This is a genomic window from Paenibacillus sp. FSL F4-0122 (genome assembly GCF_038002845.1).
GTDB lineage: Bacteria > Bacillota > Bacilli > Paenibacillales > Paenibacillaceae > Paenibacillus_AQ > Paenibacillus_AQ odorifer.
This window is the reverse complement of the sequence record NZ_JBBODI010000001.1, coordinates 6,153,566-6,176,987: the sequence shown is the minus strand read 5'-3', so window position 1 is coordinate 6,176,987 and position 23,422 is coordinate 6,153,566. Positions and strand designations below refer to the sequence as shown.

Sequence of the window (23,422 nt, the reverse complement as noted above, 5' to 3'; positions counted from 1 at the left end):
GTTCTTTTTTTGGAAACTTATAACGACATTAAACAAGGCGAAAAAGGAGCTTGGCTAAGCATCGTTGCTTATATCTTTTTATCAGCTATCAAGCTGTTCATAGGTACGGTCTCAGGATCTCAAGCGTTGCTTGCAGATGGATTGAATAACAGTACAGATATTATTGCTTCTATCGCGGTACTAATTGGCCTGAAGATTTCCAGAAGACCGCCGGATTCGAACCACAGCTACGGGCATTTTAGAGCGGAGACCGTGGCTTCATTAATTGCTTCATTCATTATGATTGCGGTAGGGCTTCAAGTTTTGTATCAAGCTGTGAACAAGTTTATTCAACCAGCACTGGAAAGTCCTGACCTCATAGCGGCGTGGACGGCAGTGGGCTGTGCTGTAGTTATGATGGCTGTCTATATGTATAATATTAGGCTGGCCCGCGCCATTAACAGTAACGCAATGCGGGCAGTAGCACTGGATAATCGATCAGATGCTATAGTTAGCGTGGGCGCTTTTATCGGAATTGTGGCTTCCTCCTTAGGCGTTCCTTGGCTTGACCCGCTTACAGCTATCATTGTCGGACTAATCATCTGTAAGACGGCATGGGATATCTTTAGCAAGGCTACGCATGATCTAACGGACGGATTTGATGCGGAAGAGCTTGAACAGATGAAAGAAACTGTGGCAGAAATTGATGGCGTACAATCCATAAAAGATATCAAAGCCCGTATCCATGGGAATAACGTATTAGTAGACACAACTGTACTAGTGGATTCTCAGCTAAGTGTGGTGCAGAGCCATGATATTACGGAAGAAATTGAAGAACAGTTAAAAGACCGGCACCAAGTTTCCAATGTACTTGTACATATCGAACCCGTGATGAAGTAGAGATTATTAAATAGGTACCAAATCAGTAGGTGCTATATGTACAGCTAAAGGTTGAATATAGACGCCTGTGATGTTGTTAATAGTTCTTTTGTGGAGAAAGGTGGAAAATAAAATTGAAATGTAATTTTCAAGAAACGGAATGGTGATTTCATGATCGCTTGGAAAGATTCATATGATATCGGTGTAGAAAAAATTGACTGCCAGCACAGACAGTTGTTAGCGAAATTGAACGAGTTCTTTGAAGCATGCAGTAATCAGCAAGGAAAAGAAAAGATTGAGGAAACGCTGAAATTCTTGAAAGAATACACGATTGAACATTTCAGTAATGAAGAGCAGCTGATGGAGGAGATCAACTTCCCTGAACTAGCTGAACATCGTCAGACGCATGCTGATTTCGTGAAGGCAGTTCTCGAATTGGAAGAAACGGTCAAAACAAAGGGAGTGTCCGTACTCTCAACCATCAAGCTTAATCGAACGTTAACAGACTGGCTGATAAATCACATCAATAAATGCGATAAGCTGATTGGTCAATGTATGGCCACACGTGATAAAGCGATATAAGATAAACCTCCAAAGAAGATGCCGAAGGGCATTTTCTTTTTTTAGTTCCGATGTTTTCCGAACACCGCATTGCAGTTTATGCTGGGTTAACGGTTTGTGTTATGATTTGAGATAAGAGGTAGAGAAGTAGTTAGGTAAAGGGGAGAGAAACGATGAAAACATTACGAATGTTAGCTTCAGGATTCGCTATGCTGCTCATTCTGGGTCTTGTTAATTTCTACATTGGCTATCACGGTTGGCTGCTTATTGATGAATGGTTTTCAGGTGTTTCGTCAGCAGTATTCTGGACATTATTTATACTCATCGCTTTTGCGTATGTCATTGGAATGATTCCATGGCCAAAATCGGTTAAACCGATCGCCAGATTCTTTAAAGTTATTGGATCGTATTATCTAGCCTGTATGGAATTTGCTATCATTACGTTACCTTTGGCAGACCTATTATACGTGATACTGGGATGGTCGGGAATCGATCGTACCTATTACATCGCAGAAGCGGGCGGGACAATTCTGATATTATTGGCAGTTTTTCTGGTCTGGGGTTCAATCAACGCCTGGAGTACCGTGATCCGCACACATTCCATTCCTATTGATAAATCCATTGGCACCAGTACGCCATTAACGATCGCGGTTGCTTCAGACCTGCACTTAGGGAATATCGTGGGCAATCGTCATCTCAAAAAAATGGTGTCACAAATGAACGCTATGCAACCCGATGTGATTTTGCTGGCTGGAGATGTCTTGGATGACAGCATTGAACCTTTTATACGCAATAGTATGAGTGAACAGATTAAACAGTTAAAAGCTCGTTATGGTGTCTACGCAGTACTGGGCAATCACGAATATTATGGTGGATCAATTAAGGAATATACCGATTTGATGAGTAGTATTGGGATCAAGGTCCTGCAAGATGAGGTTGAAGAAGTCGCAGGAACCTATATTGTAGGCCGAAAAGATAAGACAGCCGAGGCGATGGAAGCCGGTGGCAGACAAAGTGTAAGCTCCTTGCTCGAAGGACTTGATCTTACACGTCCTGTGATTATGATGGATCATCAGCCTACAGGCTTCGACGTAGCCGCTCAAGCTGGGGTAGACGTTCTACTCTCTGGTCATACACACCGAGGACAGATTGCTCCAAATCACTGGATCACTAAACGTTTGTTCGAGCTGGACTGGGGATATCTTCGTAAGGACAATTTGCATGTAGTCGTGTCGTCAGGTTATGGAACATGGGGACCCCCAATTCGTTTAGCAAGCCGGTCGGAGATCATTAAGCTGGAGGTTATGCTGGAGGGTTCTAAAAAATACAGTGAAGAGCCTGTTTCCACAAAAACGGTGTTAATCTAAGGTGAGTTTATATTTAGAGGCTGTTTCATCAGCAGATTTATTCTGCTAGGTGAGGCAGCTTCTTTTTTTTGACAACGCATGGGGATTGTAGTATGTTTGAAAAAAGTTAAGGACTTAACTATATTGGAGCTGAATTATAGATTATGGATCATTTACAACAGTTTGTGCTGAATCAGCCATTGCATACCAAAGCATTTTTTACATTAGTTGAAGCTACTGCAAATTTAGTTTCTGTTTCTGAGAAATATTGGCAGTCGAAAGGATTGAACGGAGCAAGAATTCGTATCTTGGTGGAGATCTCTAAACAAGGAGGTGCGATTTTACCTTCTACATTGGCTCAAATTATTGGAGTTACCAAAGCTAATATAAGCATGCTGTTAACACCATTGGAGCGAGATGGATTAATAACCCGTTCGAATGATACCAAGGATGGCAGAAAAAGCGTCATTTCGATTACTAGTGAAGGCCAGCAATTACTTCTGGAGCATCTTCCAGAGAATCGTCAGGCTGTCGCAGAGAGAATGCAGAATCTGAATGATCAGGAGCTGCACCAACTTATCTTTTTATTACAAAAACTCAGTACATTCGAATAACAGAAAGGGTGTTATGTATGTCGATTATGGTTACAGGAGCCACAGGCCAATTAGGCAGCTTAATTATGGAGAACCTTGAGAAGTATGTTCCGGCTAGTCAAGTTATTGCTTGTCTTCGTCAGCGAGAGAAAGCTGCTAATTATTTAGAAAAAGGGTTCGAAGTCCGTTTTGGCGATTATGACCAGTTGGATTCGTTAATTGAAGCTTTTACAGGGGTCACAACATTACTTTTAATCTCCAGCTCTCATACCGATGATAAGATCAGATTAAATCAGCATGCTCAGGTCATTCATGCAGCAAAAAAAGCCGATGTGAAACATCTGCTTTATACTGGATTTGCCTTTCCCCCCAAAGGTCCGATTCCTTCTTATCATGTTCATTTACTAACCGAGCAGATGATTCTTAAATCAGGGATAGATTATACGTTTCTGCGTAACGCTTTGTATATAGATTTTGTGGGTGTGCTTGGGTTGAAGGAAGCCATGGAAAGCGGCGAGCTAACCACTTATCTAGGGAACTGGCAGTTTAACTCAGTCACTCGTGAGGATCTCGCTTTAGCTACGGCAAAAGTTCTTACAACGAGTGGACATGAGAACCAAATCTACGAACTAGCCGCACCTAGCGTTTGGGACTTTAACGAATTAGTTGATGTATTATCAGAGTTATCAGGGAAAAGAATTACGTTTCGCGAGGATTCAAGCGTTCAACATTGGATATATTCGTTTCTTGCGAAGATAGACACTGCTTCTACATCAAAAGATCTGGAGAGACTGATGGAGCGGCCGGTTACCACACTTAGAGAGAGTATCAAGCCTTTTGTTTGATCTGACTTTAGTTGTTCTATCGTTATAAAGTTGTTACTATGAGTTCATCCATTATTCAGGGAGTGTAAATGATGAAGAAGATTTTAGTAGCAGATGACGATGTGAATATTCGAACATTATTAAAACATGTACTAACAAGGGAAGGATATCAGGTGATGGAGGCCAGTGATGGCCGAGATGCGATACATAAATTGCAGGACAGTATTGCGGATTTAGCGGTCGTAGATGTAATGATGCCACATGTAGATGGGTTAGAGCTATGTCAGCATATTAGAGAAACGTATGATATTCCGATCATTTTATTGACAGCACGCCAGCAGCTGAGTGATAAAGAGCAAGGTTATTTGCGGGGGACGGATGATTATGTAACGAAGCCTTTTGAGCCTGAAGAGTTGCTATTTCGGATCAAAGCTTTATTCCGCCGCTATTCCATTGCTTCAGATGATCGGATTCGATTAAATTCTCTAGTTATTGATCGCAAAAATTATGAAATAACCGATGGTGATGAGGTTCTGCTGCTACCGGTAAAAGAGTTTGAGCTTCTGGCTCAATTGGCGCAATATCCAGGCAGGTTATATACACGTAGTGAGTTAATTGAACTGGTATGGGGCATGGATTATGAAGGTGATGAGCGAACAGTCGATGTACATATCAAACGTTTGCGTCAGCGCTTCGTAGATTATCAGGAAGATTTTGTGATCCGAACAGTTCGAGGTATTGGCTATAAATTGGAGATGGTTAACGTATGAGATCCTTGTATGTCCGGATGTGTATTGTCTTCTGTTCAGTAATTGTGGTGAGTAGCCTTCTTGGATTTTTGGTGTCTAATATTTACTATCAAGCCCAGATTAAATCTCAGAACGATGCCAAACTTACCGGAATGGCAATAGAAGTTCAACAATTCGCAGAATCACATCCGGAGGCGATGGAGGATTATCTGCGGAGTATAGCCAAGCTGGGTTATAAAATCTATTTAACAGATGCTGAAGGGGAATCAAGATTCTACGGCAAACCCTTTCGAGAAGAAGATTTGGATGAGCAGCAACTACAAAAGGTTCTGAATGGGCAAATTTATCATGGGGTTGCTGAGTTTCCGGACAGTGCATTTATTACCGGCTTTTTTGATAATCAACTGCGCAATTCAATTGGCGTTCCTGTAAAAGTTAACAATGAGACGTATGCTTTGTTTATGCGGCCGGATGCTGAAGTACAGTTCGGGGAGCTGCGCGTCTTTTTTGCTGTGATCATTGGGTTCACCGTGTTGTTTAGCTTAGGATTTGTAATGATTAGCGTACTGCATGTGGTCAGACCTATTACACGTTTGACGACGGCCACTAAACGGATCTCAAAAGGCAGATACGATATCAAATTGAATACGTGGCGGCGTGATGAGATTGGTCAGCTAGCTTCCCATTTTATGATTATGAGCCGGGAGCTGGAACGAACAAATCGGGCACGTCAGGAATTTGTCGCTAATGTATCGCATGAAATTGAGTCGCCATTAACATCTATTCAGGGATTTGCCCAAGCTTTAAAAGATTCTACCTTACCTGAGGATGAACGGTTACAGTATCTCAATATTATTGACCAAGAAAGCCATCGTCTTTCATTGCTTAGCAAACAGCTGCTTACCTTGTCTTCACTTGATTATGATCCTAATTCCTTACAGAAAAAGTCGACAGACTTGCGTGCACAACTAAGACAGGTCGTACAAATCATGGAATGGAGATTAACGGAGAAACAACTGGCCGTGCGTTTGAATCTTGCTGACATCAGCGTTCTAGGTGATTCAAATCTATTGTTCCAGGTATGGATGAACCTGCTCTCCAACGCCATAAAATACACACCTGCTGAAGGTTCCATTATGATTTCCGCGAAGCTAGTGGAACAGAACTGTATTGTTTCTGTGTCGGATACTGGTGAAGGTATTTCAGCCGAGGAGTTACCGTTAATCTTCGATCGTTTCTATAAAGTAGATCGAGCACGAACGCATGAAACACATAGCAGCGGACTTGGACTTGCGATTTCTCAAAAAATCGTAGAAGCGCATAACGGAACCATTGAAGTAACCAGTACTTTGGGTGAAGGGACTACCTTTACAGTTACACTTCCGCTTTTGTAATTCATTATTCATACTCCGTTCATTTTCATCTTCTAAACTGTGACTATACAGATTAGAAGGAGTGGTAATATGTTTTTAGCCTTAAGGGAAATGCGACATTCTAAAGCCAGATACCTATTAATTATGGTTATCATGTTATTGGTTTCCTTTCTTGTACTTTTCGTCACGGGACTAGCCAGAGGATTAGCGTATGCAAATATCTCTGCAGTAGAGAACATGCCGGCGAATTATTTTGTAGTACAAGGTGATGCGGATCAGGCCTTTAGACGTTCTCAGTTAACAGATACGGAACTCCAGAATGTACGTGCAGTAGTTGGAGACAATAATGCGTCTTCACTTGCAATGCAGATGAGCACTGTCACTGCAAATGATGCAGACGTTAAAGCAGATATTACTTTTTTTGCAGTAGATATGAATGGGTTATTAGCCCCTAAAGTAGCTGAAGGTGACAAGATTACTAATGAGACAAACGGTAAAGTCCTTGTTGATCGTGACCTCGAACAGTCAGGAATCAAACTTGGCAGTATTATTTGTGATCAGGCAACCGGGATGGAATTTACTGTTGCAGGTTTTGTTGAGGATAGCTCATACAGCCATACCCCAGTAGTTTATATCAACAATCAGGATTGGCAAGCTATGAAGCAGGGGGTTAACCAAGGAGAAGAAACCTCTTCGTCGGTACCGTTTAATGTGATTGCCCTGAATGCGAATGCTGATCAAGTAGATAAGATTTCAACGAATGTAAAAGATGTAGAGGTCATTACGCAAAAAGTAGCTATATCCAATATTCCGGGCTACTCGGCAGAGCAGGGTTCACTGCTAATGATGATTGTTTTCCTGTTTGTGATCGCAGCGTTTGTTCTGGCGGTATTCTTCTATGTCATTACGATTCAGAAAACAAGTCAGTTTGGTATTCTGAAGGCGATGGGTACTAAAATGTCTTACTTGGCTTGGAGCGTGGTAGGGCAGGTCATGATTTTAGCTATATCAAGTCTTTGCATTAGCTTACTGCTTACCTTTGGGATGAATAAGGTCCTGCCAGATTCGATGCCATTCCAACTAGAGCCTTCCACCATTCTTTTAACCAGCTGTTTATTCGTTGGGATGTCTCTTTTAGGATCACTAATTTCTGTCGCTAAAGTGGCAAAAGTAGATGCATTAGAAGCTATTGGGAGGGCTGGAGCATGAGTGCAAAACTAATTATGAAGCAAGTAACCAAAAACTACGGTGATGGCGACACAACGGTGTCTGTGCTGAACAATTTGAATCTGATCGTTAATGAAGGGGAATTCGTTGCTGTCCTTGGACCTTCGGGAACAGGGAAAAGTACATTCCTTTCAGCGGCTGGTGCGCTTCTAACACCTACTAGCGGTGAGATTTTTATAGATGGAGAATCACTTACAGATAAAAGTAAAAGTGAGCTGACAGAGCTCCGTTTAGAGAAGATAGGCTTTATGTTCCAAAGCGCTCAACTATTGCCATATTTGAAGGTAGAGGAGCAACTCCTTTTTGTAGCTAAGCAGGGGAAAATGAGTGCTAAGGAAGCGAAGGAACGGGCTGCCGATTTGATGAAACGATTGGATATCTGGAAACGGCGTAATCACTATCCGGAGCAGCTATCCGGTGGGGAGAAGCAGCGTGTAGCTATCGCTAGAGCATGGATGAATAAACCAGCGATTCTCTTTGCAGATGAACCGACAGCCAGTCTGGACTTCAAACGCGGAAGAGAAGTTGTACGCATGATCGCTGATGAGGTGAAGAGTGAGGGGAAAGCAGCGGTAATGGTCACTCATGATGAACGGATGCTCGAATGGTGTGACCGCGTTCTGCATCTGGAAGACGGGCATTTGGTTGAACATCAAGTATAATTTCATAGTGTGGAAGAAAAAAAGCTACTTGTCTTTTCTAAAGACAAGTAGCTTTTTTATAAAGACATCGGTAGCTAAGGAAGAAGAACATTCTTGATGTCGGATGATCGAGAATTGCCTTTCCAGATGATGTTGCCTGATTGGCAGCTCCTTGATCTCACCACTTTCCAGTTCCTTCCGTACAATCCATCTGGAGAGCATGGCGATTCCGAGACCGGAGGCCACAGCTTCTTTAACACCTTGAGAGCTGTTGAAGACATAGGATCTTTTAACAGAAATATCTTCCTCCTGTAGGAAATGATCGCTGAAAGCTCGTGTGCCCGAGCCATGCTCGCGAAGCACCCAAACCTGATCCTGCAACATGCTCTGCTCCACAGAAATCGCTTTTGACAGAGGGTGGGTAGCAGGGGCGACCATAATCATCTCGTCTTTCATATAAGGAGTGACGTTGAGATCATTCTCATGGACCTCGCCTTCAATAAACCCTATGTCCAGTTCGTTGGATTTAACGCCTCCAATAATCTCCTCAGTATTGCCTATCGTCACTTGCAGCTTGACCTGCGGATATTGATTGGCAAAATCAGCAAGTCTTGCCGGCAAAATATATTCACCAATAGTAAAACTAGCGCCGATATGTATACTCCCAGTGACTTCGTCCTGAAGCATATGGATTTCCTGACTTGCTTCATCGAAATGAGCCAATATTTGTTTGGCGTGTTTATAAAGAATACTACCGGCTTCTGTTAATCTAACCTGTTTAGAAGAACGATGCAGGAGTTTAGCACCGAGATCATTCTCAAGATTCCGGATATGCAGACTGACACCGGGTTGAGATAAATTCAGCGCTTCTCCTGCTTTGGAAAAATGACTCAGTTCAGCTACAGTAACGAATACGCGTAATGGATCTACAATCATTTTAATCCCTCATTAGATTAGTCTATACTCCCGAATAAGCCAAGAATCCACCGTCAACGGGGACGGTAACTCCGGTCACAAAGCTGGACATTGCTTCATCTGCTAACCAGAGTAGTGTGCCAAGCAGATCCTCCGGCTGTCCAAAGCGGCGCATTGGAGTATGAGAGATGATTTTTTGGGAACGGTCTGTAAGCTCGCCATCTTCACGAACCAACAGCTTCTCATTTTGTTTAGTAAGGAAAAAGCCAGGGGCAATGGCATTCACACGTATACCAGACTCAGCGAAATGAACGGAGAGCCACTGGGTGAGATTATTAATTCCTGCTTTGGCAGCGCTGTAGGCAGGTACTTTGGTCATTGGAGAAGGTGCGCTCATGGATGAAATATTAATTACAGATGTGCCCGTTCTGCCGAGCATCTGCTTGGCAAAAACTTGGGTTGGGATCAATGTTCCAATCAGATTAAGGTCCATCACGTTGCGAAATCCATCTACACTAAGGTCAAAAAAAGTTAATATGTCCGGGTTCTCCATGTCATCATTTTTGAAAATCTCTTGGGTCGTATTTGCTGAGGAATCATTTCCGCCAGCACCGTTAATTAATAGATCGCAAGGACCCCAGTGATTCTTAACAGCTTCTGCGGCTTTCATAACACTCTGTTGATCTGTAACATCACAGGAGAGTGAAATTGCTTGACCGCCTGCGGCAGTAATTTCAGCGGCAACCAAATCTCCCTTAGCTGCGGTACGATTTAGAATCGCGACTTTAGCTCCTTGTCGACCTAACTCTAGCGCCATAACCCGGCATAATACACCGGCTCCTCCGGTAATCACAGCGATTTTTCCTTCTAATGTTGGATGCAAAGTTAATTCTAGCATAACCATTGAGCCTCCCTAAAAGTCCTGAGTGTGATTAAAGTTCCTTATCAAGTACGAACTAATCCCTGTTTGGATTGCCCATCGTTCACAGGTTTCTACAAGCTGTCTGCCAATTCCTTCTCCGCGGCAAGTCTGATCAACAACAAGACCTCCGATTTCAACAAATGAAGGAGATTCAAGCAAAATTCGAACGGTCGCATGTATCCATCCTACCAATCGGTGATCTGATTCAGCTACATATACAGCATGATCTCTATGGGTTCCGATTTCTTGTAGTCGTTCTCCTAATTGTTCCAACACATAGATCCGGACATTCCCTAATAAATTTACTTAGTGCTGTTACGATAGGCAGAAGGGGAGATTCCTATTGTCTTTTTGAAATATTTAGAGAAATGGGCTAATTCCATACTTACTTGCTCCGCGATATCTGAAATGCTGAAATTGCTATAAGAAAGCTGTCTTTTAGCATGCTCCATTCTTTTCAATTGTACATAATGCATGGGGGGAACCCCTATAAATTTCTTGAAGTAGGGGATGAAATAGTTCGGATGTAAGTGGACAATTTCTGCTAACTCTTCTATTTCTATGGGTTTATCCAGCCGCTCATCAATATATTGAAGAACATAGGCGAGCTTTCCTTGATCCCCCGTATGTATAAATTCTTGCATAAAGTCTGTTTTGATATTCTCGTTCGATTCAAGGCAAGTAGCAATTAGATTGAGGACGTTCGCCTGAGTACGCAGAATGGACAATACATCATCTTTTTGAAACTGTTCGATCATTTCTGTGAAAATAACCCGTACGGAATCTGGGTCGGGCGCATCACAGATAAACAGTTTGTTTGCCGAATGGAATAAGGGCCACTCCCCAATATCAGCATCAAAATGGCAGAAATAGCGTGTATAGGGATCATTCATTGACGTTTCTGTAGTTTGAGTGCTTCCTGCGGGCATGATCATTAGCTGACCTGCTCTCGGATAATAAGTAACACCGTTAATGATAACTTTTCCCTCACCGCGGTCAATAAAATACAGCCGATTAAATGTTGGGGTTTCCAGCGTACGATTCCACCCGCTATATCCGCTTCTAAGTTGGGCATGGGTCACTTTTACGGTAAGATTCTGGAGGAATCTGCCGGTAAGGTTACCTGGATTATTCATCATCTAGCTCCTCTATGACTTGATTATCCTTATTATAACGAATTTATTTAACTAAATCATCTTATTATTATGCAAATAATGCTTAGTTTCGATCATGTTCATGTCTATTAATTAAGTATATTCTCATAACATAACCTCAAATAGGGAAGTGATCTGATTGAATAAAGTACGGTATGGCATTATTGGAATTGGGAATATGGGGAGTGCACATGCACAAAGTCTGTTGAATCATATTAAAGATGCTGAGCTTGCAGCTGTATGTGATGTAAGGGAAGAACGTTTGAAATGGGCAGAAGAGCATTTACCGGAAAGTGTACAGAAATTTGCAACACCCCAAGAGTTATATGAGTCTCATCTCATAGATGCAGTATTAATCTGTACTCCACATTATGATCATCCAACTTTAGCTATCGAGGCTTTTCAATATGGTTATCATGTATTGGTAGAGAAACCGGCTGGGGTCTATACCAAAGCTGTTAAGCAGATGAACGAAGCTGCAGCAAAGTCTGATCGCAAATTCGGAATCATGTATAACCAGCGGACGAATCCTTTATATCAAAAGCTTAGGGATCTCATAAAGTCTGGTGAACTAGGCGAAATCCGCCGCACAAATTGGATCATCACCAACTGGTACAGATCACAAAGTTACTATAATTCCGGTGGTTGGCGGGCTACATGGGCAGGCGAAGGTGGTGGGGTGCTGCTGAATCAAGATCCTCATCAACTAGATTTATGGCAGTGGACGACAGGTATGATGCCTAAGCGGATCAGAGCGTTTTGTCATTTTGGTAAATACCGCAATATTGAGGTTGAAGATGATGTAACCGCTTATGTGGAATATGAAAATGGTGCGACAGGGCTTTTTATCACCACAACAGGTGAAGCACCGGGAACTAACCGTTTCGAAATTACTGGCGATCAAGGAAAAATCGTAGTGGAAGACGGGAAGCTAACCTTTTGGCGTCTACGCACGCCGGAGCCGCAATTCAATGCAGAGTTTACGGGAGGATTCGGCAGCCCAGAGTGTTGGAAATGTGAGATTCCTGTAGAAGAAGGTGGCGGTGAACAGCATAAAGGAATTTTGCGGAACTTTACGAATGCCATTCTACTCGATGAGAAATTGTTAGCTCCGGGTGAGGAAGGTATTCACGGTCTAACGTTATCTAATGGAATGTATTTATCGGCTTGGACCGACGATTGGGTGGAGTTACCGATTGATGAAGATTTATTTTATGAGAAGCTCATGGAAAAGGTAGAGAATTCTAACTTCAACAAAGAAACCACAGTCGCCCAAACCTTTGATGTTAAGGGAACTCATTAAATTCTAATCAGAGAGGAAAGATCCTATGAATCGTTCAACCATTGCTGCTCAAATGTACACATTACGTGATTTTACTAAAACTGCGGAGGATTTAAGATCCACTTTTCAAAAGGTATCTGCTATGGGTTATGAAGCTATTCAGATTTCAGCCATCGGGCCGATCGATCCGAAACTCGTAAAAGAGTATGCGGATGAATCAGGTCTGGCAATATGTGCAACCCATGTGTCATGGGATCGCCTAACGAACGATTTGGATGCTTTAGCCGCTGAACATAAGCTGTGGAACTGCAAAAATATTGGACTAGGAAGTTTACCGGAAATATTCCGTACGGGACAAGAAGGTTACCGTGAATTCGCAAAGCTGATGTCGGACATTGCAGTTACTTTAAAAGATCAACATGATCTGCAATTTGTTTATCATAATCACGATTTTGAATTTGAACGCTTTGATGGAATGACTGGCATGGAAATTCTGCTCACCGAGTCTGATCCTGCCGTTGGTTTTGAGCTGGATTTATATTGGGTTCAAGCAGGCGGAGGGAGTCCGGCTGAATGGATACGCAAAGTTGCAGGCAGAATGCAGGTAGTTCATTTAAAAGATATGGCGATCGTTAATAGAAAACAGATCTTTGCTGAAATCGGTGAAGGGAATATGAACTATAAAGAAATTATCAATGTTTGTCGCGAAACAGGTGTTGAATGGTTCGTAGTGGAGCAGGATGTTTGCCGTCGTGATCCTTTTGAAAGCTTGGAGATCAGTCTGCGTTATCTTCTTAATACGTTATAGAATGGAGTAATACTGATTAGGAGGGGTTTTATGAATCGGAAAAATGGGATGACCTATGCACCAACATATGAATCCAAACCAGTAGTGAAGCCGGGTGAATTCATCATTGCCGCTATTGCCCTAGATCACGGTCATATTTACGGGATGTGTAACGGACTGGTTGAAGCAGGGGCAGAGCTGAAATGGGTATATGATCCGGATGAGGAAAAGGTCAGAAATTTTATTAGTAAATATCCCGGTGTCAAAGCTGCTGGATCTGTGGAAGAAGTTCTGGAAGATCCCGAAGTGCGATTAATAGCAGCGGCAGCAATTCCATCTGAACGCGGACCTTTAGGCAATCGAGTAATGGCTCACGGGAAGGACTATTTTACGGATAAAGCACCCTTTACAACCCTGGAACAGCTTGAATCCGCTAGAGCAGTGGCAGCAGCAACTAATAAGAAATATATGGTCTACTACAGTGAACGCCTTCACGTTGAAAGCGCTATCTATGCTGGGCGGCTGATTCAGCAAGGAGCTATCGGCCGTGTCCTGCAAGTCATTGGATTAGGGCCACATCGTCTAAATGCTCCTAACCGGCCGGAATGGTTTTTCCAAAGGGAGAAATATGGTGGGATTTTGTGTGACATAGGCAGTCATCAAATAGAACAATTTTTGTATTATGCAGATTGTCAGGATGCTTCGGTTATTCATAGTAAAGTGGCCAATTACAACCATCCGACTTATCCCGAATTAGAGGATTTTGGTGATGCTACTCTTGTAGGTGACAATGGGGCAACACAATATTTTCGCGTGGATTGGTTTACGCCTGATGGGCTGGGCACATGGGGAGACGGGCGCACGATGATTATGGGTACTGAAGGATATATTGAACTGCGTAAATATACTGATATGGGTCGTTCAAATACACCGGATCATGTGTACTGGGTCAATGGGGAAGGGGAACATTATGAGCATGTAGCTGGGAAGGTTGGTTTTCCTTTCTTTGGTGAGCTAATCCTTGACTGTCTGAATCGGACAGAGCTGGCGATGACACAGAGCCATGTGTTCAAAGCTGCCGAGCTATGTCTGAAGGCTCAAGAACAAGCGATCAATCTAACCCCGGCAATACTCAGATAACGATTGAATGATGAACGGGGGTAATATAGATGAAAGAACTTGGAGCAGCCATTATTGGATGCGGAGCCATTTTCCCTCTACATGCAAAAACATTAACAGGCATCGATGGTGTGAGCCTACTTGCAGTTGCAGATATTGATGCTGACAAAGCATTACATGCGGCTAAAGAATATGACTGCCAAGCTACTAATGATTATAGAGAAATTTTAAAGGATGACCGTATTCATGTTGTACATCTCTGTACGCCTCATTATTTACATGCAGAAATGGCTACGGAGTTGTTACAAGCAGGAAAACATGTCCTTACCGAAAAGCCTATGGCGGCAGATCTTCCTTCAGCCAGACGAATACTTGAAGCCGCACAGCAAAGCACAGGTCAGCTTGGTGTGGTGTTTCAGAACCGTTATAATGATGCCTCCATATATATTAAGCAGGTCATTGATTCAGGAATATATGGGAAGCTGCACTGCATGAAAGGAATCGTGACCTGGCACCGCAGCGAAAGTTATTATAGCGATAGTGACTGGAGAGGACGCTGGTCTACGGAAGGTGGAGGCCTGCTAATTAACCAAACTATCCATACACTAGATTTACTTCAGTGGTTTGGTGGAGAGGTTGCATCGGTGAAAGGGAGTATAACCACGGATGTGCTAAATGGGGTCATAGAGGTAGAGGATACCGCCCATGCCTCCATCGATTTCACTAGTAATGTCAGAGGGCTTTTTTATGGTACAAATACCTATCTGGAGAATTCTCCAGTGGAGCTGGAGCTAGTCTTTGAAGAAGGGACTATCAACCTCCGCAGAGATCATTTATATCTTTGGAAGGATGGAAAGGAAACCTTGCTGTGTGAGCCTAGATTTAGTGCTACGGAAGGTAAATCCTATTGGGGTACCGGGCATAAGAGACTGATTGAGGACTTCTATGAGCATGTCGCCAGGGGTCAAAAGTTTTGGTTGGATGGTGCTGAAGGGATAAAAGCGCTGGAGTTGGTGGCGGGGATTTATAGTTCATCGCAAAAGGCTGAATAAATAATAAATAAGCTGTATCAAAAGTAGATTACTCTACGAATGATACAGCTTATTGTATTTTTAATGTGAATCACTTATTCTCAATCCTCATCAACGGAACTCTAAATAATCTATAACCTACCTTTTTAGCTTGTCCATGGGGGTGATTTATGTAATTATGTTCATGGGTAAGTAATTCGTAGATTTACAATAAATATAAAATGATGATTAACGGCAGGTAGGAGGGGTTAGGAATGAGTGTTACATGGAAACGAAGGATTCTGATCAATGATCCTATTTCACTAGATCCAGTTCAGATTCAGCAAGACTTGTACAGCGGCAACCAAGTGATTGTTCAGTTCTCTGATCCATCGACCTATGGCTCGATTCTGGATGAAGTAAATGAGCTTTGCGCGCGTTTTGATGAAAATTTTGGAGTGCGTTTTTATGGCCATTATTCTGTATCCTTTGATTGTGAGACACTCCTGCAGATTCCAAATGTTAAAATGCTGCTGCTGAATTGTCTTCGCCAGGCACATAACACGAACGTATTGGCTAAGCTGAATAACCTGTATAGTCTGAGCGTGGGTATTTATGAGCTTGAGAATTCGGAGATTCTGAGTATAGATACGTTGCGGTCTTTAAGCATTTTAAATATTAGTTCGGAGAAAAAGACGCTTAATCTGGAATACCTAAAAGAATTCTCTCGTCTAGAACAGTTGCATGTAATAGGAAAGGTTAAAAACCTTGATGCTATTGGAGATCTGGAGGATCTTACCTATCTCGCGCTGCACTCCATCAGCAACAAACCCTTACATTTTATTAATCGGCTAAAGAAATTGAAAGAACTTCGCATTTTACTTGGAGGCAGAGAACATATTCAGGACATCGAAGAGAATGAGATCGAGAGCCTGGAAATTTGTAGAGTCCGTGGCTTTCATGATCTGAGTAATATTTCGGTTTTTCGTGCGTTAAAAAAGCTTGTGATTGAAGATCAAATCCAGCTACGTGAGATTAACTTTGATCAGCAGATGAAGGCATTGGAAGAGCTAACGATTATGAATTGTAAAACATTGGCTCATTTGACGGGAATGGAGCAATTACCTTTTCTGCACAAGCTTCGTATTTTCAAAACTGCGATCGATTTTGATTCATTTATAGAACAAGAGCTTCCAATTGGCTTAACTACATTAGAGTTTGCAACTTTTAAAAGAAAAGTAGATCAGGAAATTCAAAAAACAATAGTAGGGTTGGGATATCAAAACGGAATTGTCTACAATGAGAACAGGGGATGATACAGCTTTTTTTATTCCATAAATCTTGAGGACTTATTTCTATCTTTTTTACAAGCTTTTAAATATTTTATTTTTTTCATATAATAGTAGATATTAAATTTATAAATAATTGTAATACACCATGATAAGGTTATAATTGATACAGAAAAGGTGTGACGCCTAAGAAGGAGCGCCCACATCCTTTCTGCAAAATTCAGGGGATAAGGATGGTAATAATGGGCAAAAGTGCAACTGATACAGACGTCATTTTAATTGGTGCCGGAATCATGAGTGCGACTTTAGGAACACTTTTGAAGGAATTAGTACCGGAATGGAAAATTAAAGTATTTGAAAAGCTTGAAAAAGCAGGGGAAGAAAGCTCTAATGAATGGAATAATGCAGGAACCGGGCATGCGGCGCTCTGTGAGCTTAATTATACTGTTGAAAAGCCAGACGGATCTATAGATATTAGCAAAGCTATTCAGATTAATGAACAGTTTCAGCTTTCGATGCAGTTTTGGTCTTATCTTGTAAATCGTAAGCTGATACATAATCCCCAGGACTTTATTATGCCGTTACCTCATATGAGTTTGGTGCAAGGGGAGAAGGATATAGCTTTTTTAAAGAAAAGATTTGAAGCGCTCTCAAAAAATCCATTATTCCAAGGTATGGAATTTTCTGCTGACTTTAAAAAACTGATGGAATGGATTCCGCTTATTATACAAAATCGTCCAGCGAACGAATCCATTGCGGCTACAAAAATTGACTCTGGAACGGATGTTAACTTTGGTGCTTTAACGCGTATCTTATTTGAGCATTTAAAGAGTAAAAACGTCGATCTCCACTACAAGCATAGTGTCAATAGTATGAAGCGTAACAGTGCTGGCTCATGGGATCTAAAAATCAGAAATGCCAGCGGTAACATTGAACAACATACAGCGAAATTTGTATTTATTGGTGGCGGGGGAGGAAGCCTGCACTTACTGCAGAAATCCGGTATTCCTGAAGGAAAACATATTGGAGGATTCCCAGTAAGCGGTATTTTTATGGTGTGTAATAATCCGGAAGTTATTGCGCAGCATCATGCCAAAGTATACGGCAAAGCTAAAGTTGGAGCCCCTCCAATGTCCGTACCGCACTTAGACACAAGATTTATCGACAATAAAAAATCACTGTTATTTGGGCCATTTGCCGGCTTCTCACCTAAATTCTTAAAAACGGGCTCAATGTTTGATTTAATAACTTCTGTGAAACCGGATAACCTCATAACAATGCTGTCGGCAGGTGCTAAAAACATGTCATTAACAAAATACCTGATCGAACAAGTGCTGTTATCGAAAGAAAAACGTCTGGAAGAACTGAAAGAGTTTATCCCCAATGCCAAAATTGAAGATTGGGATCTTGTTGTAGCTGGTCAGCGTGTGCAAGTTATCAAAGATACAGAAGCTGGCAAAGGCACACTTCAATTTGGTACCGAGGTTATTAGTGCCGCTGATGGTTCGGTCGCAGCACTGTTAGGGGCTTCCCCTGGAGCTTCTACGGCTGTTCACGTGATGCTTGAAGTGCTTAACAAATGTTTCCCTCAATATATAAAAGAATGGGAACCCAAAATAAAAGAAATGATTCCTTCTTATGGCTTGTCACTAATGGATAATCCCGTGCTTCTGCAGAAAATTCACACTACAACAGCAGCTGCACTGGGTTTAGGTGGAAAAGAACATGTTTTTAATCAAAAGGTGTTTTAGTAATAAGAGGGCTGCCGAAAGGCAGCTTTTTTTTCTGCTCAAACCTGAACTATTGACACAAAAGTGTATTACACGTATAGTACATAAATAAGATGTATGAACCACTTAGTACACACACTTAGTATATGGAGTTGGTTGTATGACAGAAGAACAGAAATCAGGCGTCAGCTTTAATATTCGTGAGCCGGTATATATTCAAGTTGTGCGTCATTTCAAGGAACAGATCGCCACAGGGCAAATCGGAGCGGGAGACAAAATTCCTTCACGGCGTGAACTTGCATCAGTAATGAAGATTAATGCGAACACGGCGCAGAAGGCATATAAGGAAATGGAGGAACAGGGTTTGATCGTAACAGAAGGGAATTCCCCGAGCCGAATTACACAGGATCAGCAAATACTTAACTCGATTCGAGCTGAATTAATCGAAAGTGCAGTGGATATATTCATCAGCTCCATTCAGAATATTCAAATTCCAGTTGAAGAACTGGTAGATATCATAAAGACAAAATATACATCCGAGCGAAAGTTATCTCCAGAGGATGGTGACACAAGATGATCCAAGTGAATCAGATGGTGAAGAATTATGGATTCAAGAAGGTACTTAATGGCGTTAGCTTCACTGCTGCCAAAGGAGAGATTACCTGCCTGATCGGAATCAATGGTGCCGGGAAGTCAACGGTGCTGAAGTCCATCATGGGACTGACACCATACAAAGGTGAAGTCTTAATCGATAATGTATCACTAACACCTGTGATGTATGAGAAAATCACTTTTATTCCAGATTCTTTAACGATGCCCTCCAATATGCGAATTGCTGATTGCTTGATCTTTATGGCTGACTTTTATCGGAATTGGAACGCTGAACGTGCAAAGGAATTGCTTAAGTTCTTCCAACTGAGCTCTTCGGATCGCGTATCCTCATTGTCGAAGGGGATGGCTGCGAAGGTAAATTTGTTGCTGGGACTAGCCTTGGATTGTGATTACATCCTAATGGACGAACCGTTCTCGGGGATTGATATGTTCAGCCGCGAGCAAATTACTGATGTGTTCACGAGTGAATTGATCGAGGACCGTGGTGTGATTATTACAACTCATGAAATTAACGATATTGAGCATTTAATTGATAAAGCGGTCTTGCTACAGCACGGGAAGGTAGAGCGTGAATTCTACTGTGAAGAAGTTCGCGAGCAGGAAGGTAAGTCCATTACGGACGTAATGAGAGAGGTGTACATGAAATGAGAGCTTTTGTGAAGCTATTGAATTTTGAAATGAACCGATTTGCCAAAATATATATTGGACTCATGGTGCTGACAGTTACCTTGCAGCTTGCAGCAGTCACCATCGGTGCTAATCATTGGCTGGATTCTGCGAATGAGGCAATGAGAGTGAATCAATGGACGCTTGAGCAATATCACAATGTGACTGGATATATTCAGCTAAACAGTATGATGTATGCTCGCTATAATGGACTTCTATATTTCGGACCCATATTCTTGAGCATAACAGTGTTACTAATATATAGCTGCTTCATCTGGTACCGTGACTGGAGAGGTAAAAATACGATAGTATATCGCCTGCTCACCTTGCCATCCAATCGGGCGAATTTGTATTTTGCCAAGCTGGTTACGATCTTGCTATTCGCATTTGGACTTGTTGCCCTGCAAATTGTGCTTGTGCCACTGGAGCGTTTGATAGCACAGTCGATTCTTCCTGCTGAACTATATCGGAACATCTCGGTATTTGATTATTTGAAGTATCCTACTGTGCTTAGAGTACTGGTTCCGCCCTACTTTTCTGAGTTTGTTCTATATTATGGACTGGGCATTACGGGCTTGATCGTCTTGTTCACAGCGATTCTAATGGAGCGGAGCTACAGACTGAAAGGGATCGGCTTTATCGTATTATACTTAGCGGTTCTAGCTGGATTAGCCTCAATACCCTATCTTATGGGTTATAGCAGATACGATAGCTACTTCTATCCCGGAGAAATCTTAGGTGCTTGTCTCGGATTAATAGTGATTATTGCTGGAGGTTCGCTTTGGTACAGCTTGTATCTATTGCGTAAGAAAATATCGGTATAATTGAAGGGGAATGGAGGTTAAGGAATGAGAAAATATATGGTTACCGCCGTTCTTGTAGTGTTCGCGGTTGTTACAATCGGGACGTATTATGTACAGGCTTCACAAGAGACACCACCTAATTATAAGCTGACGATGGTTCAAGGGGATGCTTCTCTCGTTGAAGATATAGCTTTATACGGAAATTATCTGACTAAGGATAGTGTTTTTGGCATCAAACGAGCTAATATCACTACAAATGGTACAGATTATCCAGATGAAAAGTTAACGATCAGCCAAAGCTTAAACCGAAGACCAGTGAACACACAATTGGATAAATGGAGGGATCAGCATCGTCAGTTCATGCGTGGAAAGAAGAACTTAGCTGGGTTTTATGAAAATCAGGATATGCTTGCTTACGTGAATTGGACCGTAGATAAGCAGCAATCCAATGATCCTTCAGCGAAGAAAAATGCTAAGCTCAGTATTTCTGTGCTTAACAAGCAGAAGAACAATACGCTGGAAATCACATCCGATATCAATGTAGATCATGATGTTTCAGATATGTATGTACAAAATGTACAGCTTGTTGATCAAGAGCTTGTTGCAATGGTGTTTTTGAATCACAGCGCCAAAGGTTATGTATCTGAACCGCAGATTATCCGTGTTAATCTAACAACAAAGGAGATTACAAATGAGCCGCTCGTGTTACCAGGAGCTAAATCTGAAGCAGCAAATGGGGATAATCAATTCGTTAGGTTAGCCAATCAAAATCTGGATCACACGGATCAATGGATTTTAACGGTTAGTAAAGATAATCATAAAAAGGCATATCAAGTAGATGTTGCAACAGGACAAATCTCGCCGCTCGCGTTCCAAGGGCATGAAATGTTATTGAATAATATTATGAATGCGTATGGACAGAAAATTTATTTCCTGCAAAAAGCTGTATCGGGTAAGGAGAATATAGGATTTACTGTTATTTCTTACGATCTCGTGAGTAAAGAATATGAGACTACTTTGAAGAATACAAATATAGATTTAAGTGAAAACATTACCTATGATTTTAAACAAAACTATCTCTATATTGTGGGTTATAAGAATTTCAAAGGTAATCGTCTATATGTATTCAATTTGACAAGCGGTAACCTTGAATACGAAGGAAAAGTAGTATCAACGGAGGCTGCAAATCAGGCTGAAGATGAAACTAACATGGATTTGAATTTTATCGATCTCGGTCAGTATTAGAATTACTTGTAGAATAGAAAAATAGAGATAAAGAGATATGAAAAGGTACCAAGGCCGAGCTAATGACTTCTAATAGTCAATTAGCTCGGCCTTTTAGTCGAAAATTATAAAACAGCCAATAATAACTGTATTTCGATTAAAATATATTGTAAAACGATAAATAATGTGATAAATTCAATTCACAATAAATCTGTGAGGTGTGTTTTTTATGGAAAGAGGATCAACACTTTTTTTAAGGGCAGCGGTTATTCTTATAGGTATCCCGGTGCTTGCTTTGTGCATATTTGTGGTGCCGGAGATAGCGAGTTTCGCAGCAGAACTGTATCCGGATTATAGTTTATTGAAATATCTCCTTGCCATTGATTTGTATGCCTCGGCGATACCTTTTTACTTTGCACTGTATCAAGCTTTTAAACTGTTAGGCTATATTGACAAGAACAATGCTTTCTCGGAAATGTCTGTACAGGTTTTAAAGAAAATAAAATATTGTGCAATCATCATCAGTTGCTTATATGTAGTTGGTATGCCACTCTTTTACCTCATGGCGGAGAAAGATGATGCCCCCGGGATTATAGTCATCGGTTTGATTATCATTTTTGCCTCCATGGTGATTGCCGTTTTTGCTGCAGTTCTACAAAAGCTTTTAAAAGAAGCTATTGATATAAAATCAGAAAATGACTTAACTGTCTGAGGTGAAAACAATGGCGATTATAATTAATATCGACGTGATGCTGGCTAAAAGAAAAATGAGTGTTACTGAGCTTTCGGAGAGAGTTGGAATAACAATGGCTAACCTTTCTATATTGAAAAATGGAAAAGCAAAAGCGGTGCGATTATCAACGTTAGAGGCAATTTGTAAGGCTTTGGAATGTCAGCCTGGAGATCTATTAGAATACAAAAATGATGAGGAAAGTTAAGAATGAAGTCAATAACACAATTGCTGCATTTTGGATATCATCAGGCGATGAGTTGCATATTTCCTATTGCGATTTTTGGGACTTTAGCTCTTTCTAACATAATAGAAATGCCTTTTCTTTACCGTTATGATGCCATTCTTCTAATACTGCTTACAGTGCAGTACCTCATGTACCGTACTGGATTAGAGACACTGGATGAAATAAAAGTAATCTGTGTGTTCCACGTTATTGGTTTATTGCTGGAAATCTATAAGGTAAAGATGGGTTCATGGGCATACCCTGAGCCAGGGTTTACGAAGGTGTTTGGTGTACCCCTCTATAGTGGATTTATGTATGCAAGTGTCGCAAGCTTTATGTGCCAGATATGGCGAAGATTGAAAATGGATATGACCGGTTGGCCGGGGCTTGCTTCAGCGGGATTGTTGGGAGGAGCCATCTATTTAAATTTTTTCACACATCATTTCATTCCTGATTTTCGTTGGTGGCTGACAGCGCTTGTGGTTGTTGTCTTCTGGAAAACATGGATCATTTATAGGGTACGGACGGTTACCTATCGAATGCCCTTGATACTGGCCTTTTTTATTGTGGGATTTTTTATCTGGTTAGCTGAAAATATCGCTACATTTTTTAATGCATGGAAATATCCTGATCAATATCAAACGTGGCAACTGGTTAGTTTCAGTAAGATCAGTTCGTGGTTCCTTCTAGTGATCATTAGCGTCATTATAGTTGCCCAGCTTAAACATGTTAAGGCTAGCCGTAATCAGATAAATTCATAATTGAGCTGAGTTCGGACAAT

Annotated in this window: 26 protein-coding genes; 22 read left to right on the top strand and 4 right to left on the bottom strand. The window is 41.5% G+C overall.

Translation table 11 applies throughout. The features are described from left to right. Positions 1-9: 9 nt before the first annotated feature. The 9 genes from MHH49_RS26985 (at position 10) to MHH49_RS26945 (ending at position 8,193) form a co-directional block, all read left to right on the top strand. Positions 10-879, top strand: a complete 870-nt coding sequence (locus MHH49_RS26985) for a cation diffusion facilitator family transporter (RefSeq protein WP_036678210.1) — start codon at positions 10-12, stop codon at positions 877-879. Positions 880-1,029: 150 nt separating this feature from the next. Further along, entirely contained in the window at positions 1,030-1,440 is a 411-nt protein-coding gene (locus MHH49_RS26980; RefSeq protein WP_051491008.1) for a bacteriohemerythrin, read from the top strand. A gap of 152 nt (positions 1,441-1,592) precedes the next feature. After that, the gene (locus tag MHH49_RS26975; RefSeq protein ID WP_036678207.1) at positions 1,593-2,786 is read left to right on the top strand and encodes a metallophosphoesterase; all 1,194 of its coding nucleotides are present in this window, start codon (positions 1,593-1,595) and stop codon (positions 2,784-2,786) included. Between the two features lie 143 nt (positions 2,787-2,929). Continuing rightward, entirely contained in the window at positions 2,930-3,379 is a 450-nt protein-coding gene (locus MHH49_RS26970) for a MarR family winged helix-turn-helix transcriptional regulator (protein WP_170914246.1), read from the top strand. A 17-nt stretch (positions 3,380-3,396) separates the two neighbouring features. Then, positions 3,397-4,203 carry an NAD(P)H-binding protein gene (locus MHH49_RS26965; RefSeq protein WP_341138667.1) on the top strand — a complete coding sequence of 269 codons (807 nt, stop codon included), beginning with the start codon at positions 3,397-3,399 and terminating at the stop codon, positions 4,201-4,203. Between the two features lie 71 nt (positions 4,204-4,274). Beyond that, a complete protein-coding gene (locus MHH49_RS26960) occupies positions 4,275-4,952 on the top strand; it encodes a response regulator transcription factor (RefSeq protein WP_036678199.1) in 678 nt (225 codons plus the stop codon). Continuing rightward, positions 4,949-6,325: a sensor histidine kinase gene (locus MHH49_RS26955; RefSeq protein ID WP_341042735.1), complete on the top strand. Its 1,377-nt coding sequence runs from the start codon at positions 4,949-4,951 to the stop codon at positions 6,323-6,325. Before MHH49_RS26960 ends, MHH49_RS26955 begins: the two co-directional genes overlap by 4 nt. Before the next feature lie 69 nt (positions 6,326-6,394). After that, entirely contained in the window at positions 6,395-7,513 is a 1,119-nt protein-coding gene (locus MHH49_RS26950; protein ID WP_341138666.1) for an ABC transporter permease, read from the top strand. Beyond that, a complete protein-coding gene (locus MHH49_RS26945) occupies positions 7,510-8,193 on the top strand; it encodes an ABC transporter ATP-binding protein (protein ID WP_036678191.1) in 684 nt (227 codons plus the stop codon). Before MHH49_RS26950 ends, MHH49_RS26945 begins: the two co-directional genes overlap by 4 nt. A gap of 24 nt (positions 8,194-8,217) precedes the next feature. Here the strand turns inward: MHH49_RS26945 and MHH49_RS26940 are convergent, their stop codons facing one another. The 4 genes from MHH49_RS26940 to MHH49_RS26925 are packed head-to-tail and all read right to left on the bottom strand — an operon-like array spanning position 8,218 to position 11,148. After that, the gene (locus MHH49_RS26940; RefSeq protein WP_076105604.1) at positions 8,218-9,108 is read right to left on the bottom strand and encodes a LysR family transcriptional regulator; all 891 of its coding nucleotides are present in this window, start codon (positions 9,106-9,108) and stop codon (positions 8,218-8,220) included. A gap of 22 nt (positions 9,109-9,130) precedes the next feature. Next, entirely contained in the window at positions 9,131-9,985 is an 855-nt protein-coding gene (locus MHH49_RS26935) for an SDR family oxidoreductase (protein WP_341042739.1), read from the bottom strand. Positions 9,986-10,000: 15 nt separating this feature from the next. After that, positions 10,001-10,285: a GNAT family N-acetyltransferase gene (locus tag MHH49_RS26930; protein WP_076105606.1), complete on the bottom strand. Its 285-nt coding sequence runs from the start codon at positions 10,283-10,285 to the stop codon at positions 10,001-10,003. A 26-nt stretch (positions 10,286-10,311) separates the two neighbouring features. After that, positions 10,312-11,148 (bottom strand): AraC family transcriptional regulator, encoded by an 837-nt coding sequence (locus tag MHH49_RS26925; RefSeq protein WP_305953517.1) that lies wholly within the window; start codon positions 11,146-11,148, stop codon positions 10,312-10,314. A 154-nt stretch (positions 11,149-11,302) separates the two neighbouring features. Here MHH49_RS26925 and MHH49_RS26920 point away from each other — a divergent pair, with 154 nt between their 5' ends. The 13 genes from MHH49_RS26920 (at position 11,303) to MHH49_RS26860 (ending at position 23,402) form a co-directional block, all read left to right on the top strand. Next, positions 11,303-12,466: a Gfo/Idh/MocA family protein gene (locus MHH49_RS26920; RefSeq protein WP_341138665.1), complete on the top strand. Its 1,164-nt coding sequence runs from the start codon at positions 11,303-11,305 to the stop codon at positions 12,464-12,466. 25 nt (positions 12,467-12,491) lie between these two features. Then, positions 12,492-13,253, top strand: a complete 762-nt coding sequence (locus MHH49_RS26915; protein WP_038570765.1) for a sugar phosphate isomerase/epimerase family protein — start codon at positions 12,492-12,494, stop codon at positions 13,251-13,253. Between the two features lie 30 nt (positions 13,254-13,283). Beyond that, positions 13,284-14,372, top strand: coding sequence for a Gfo/Idh/MocA family protein (locus MHH49_RS26910; protein ID WP_036678180.1), 1,089 nt, complete (start codon positions 13,284-13,286; stop codon positions 14,370-14,372). Between the two features lie 29 nt (positions 14,373-14,401). After that, a complete protein-coding gene (locus MHH49_RS26905; RefSeq protein ID WP_076105607.1) occupies positions 14,402-15,403 on the top strand; it encodes a Gfo/Idh/MocA family protein in 1,002 nt (333 codons plus the stop codon). Between the two features lie 233 nt (positions 15,404-15,636). Continuing rightward, the gene (locus MHH49_RS26900) at positions 15,637-16,677 is read left to right on the top strand and encodes a hypothetical protein (RefSeq protein WP_038570772.1); all 1,041 of its coding nucleotides are present in this window, start codon (positions 15,637-15,639) and stop codon (positions 16,675-16,677) included. A gap of 215 nt (positions 16,678-16,892) precedes the next feature. Beyond that, positions 16,893-18,401, top strand: coding sequence for a malate:quinone oxidoreductase (locus MHH49_RS26895; protein ID WP_036678172.1), 1,509 nt, complete (start codon positions 16,893-16,895; stop codon positions 18,399-18,401). 139 nt (positions 18,402-18,540) lie between these two features. Beyond that, on the top strand, positions 18,541-18,957 hold the full coding sequence (locus MHH49_RS26890) for a GntR family transcriptional regulator (RefSeq protein ID WP_036678170.1): 417 nt from the start codon (positions 18,541-18,543) through the stop codon (positions 18,955-18,957). Further along, the gene (locus MHH49_RS26885; RefSeq protein WP_036678167.1) at positions 18,954-19,640 is read left to right on the top strand and encodes an ATP-binding cassette domain-containing protein; all 687 of its coding nucleotides are present in this window, start codon (positions 18,954-18,956) and stop codon (positions 19,638-19,640) included. The genes MHH49_RS26890 and MHH49_RS26885 overlap by 4 nt, the downstream gene beginning before the upstream one ends. Beyond that, entirely contained in the window at positions 19,637-20,482 is an 846-nt protein-coding gene (locus MHH49_RS26880; RefSeq protein WP_036678164.1) for a hypothetical protein, read from the top strand. Before MHH49_RS26885 ends, MHH49_RS26880 begins: the two co-directional genes overlap by 4 nt. A gap of 24 nt (positions 20,483-20,506) precedes the next feature. Continuing rightward, positions 20,507-21,706 carry a hypothetical protein gene (locus MHH49_RS26875; RefSeq protein ID WP_036678162.1) on the top strand — a complete coding sequence of 400 codons (1,200 nt, stop codon included), beginning with the start codon at positions 20,507-20,509 and terminating at the stop codon, positions 21,704-21,706. Between the two features lie 208 nt (positions 21,707-21,914). Continuing rightward, on the top strand, positions 21,915-22,397 hold the full coding sequence (locus MHH49_RS26870; RefSeq protein ID WP_036678158.1) for a DUF2975 domain-containing protein: 483 nt from the start codon (positions 21,915-21,917) through the stop codon (positions 22,395-22,397). 10 nt (positions 22,398-22,407) lie between these two features. Further along, on the top strand, positions 22,408-22,623 hold the full coding sequence (locus MHH49_RS26865; RefSeq protein ID WP_036678155.1) for a helix-turn-helix domain-containing protein: 216 nt from the start codon (positions 22,408-22,410) through the stop codon (positions 22,621-22,623). Positions 22,624-22,625: 2 nt separating this feature from the next. Next, on the top strand, positions 22,626-23,402 hold the full coding sequence (locus tag MHH49_RS26860; protein WP_036678152.1) for a DUF817 domain-containing protein: 777 nt from the start codon (positions 22,626-22,628) through the stop codon (positions 23,400-23,402). Positions 23,403-23,422 lie beyond the last annotated feature (20 nt).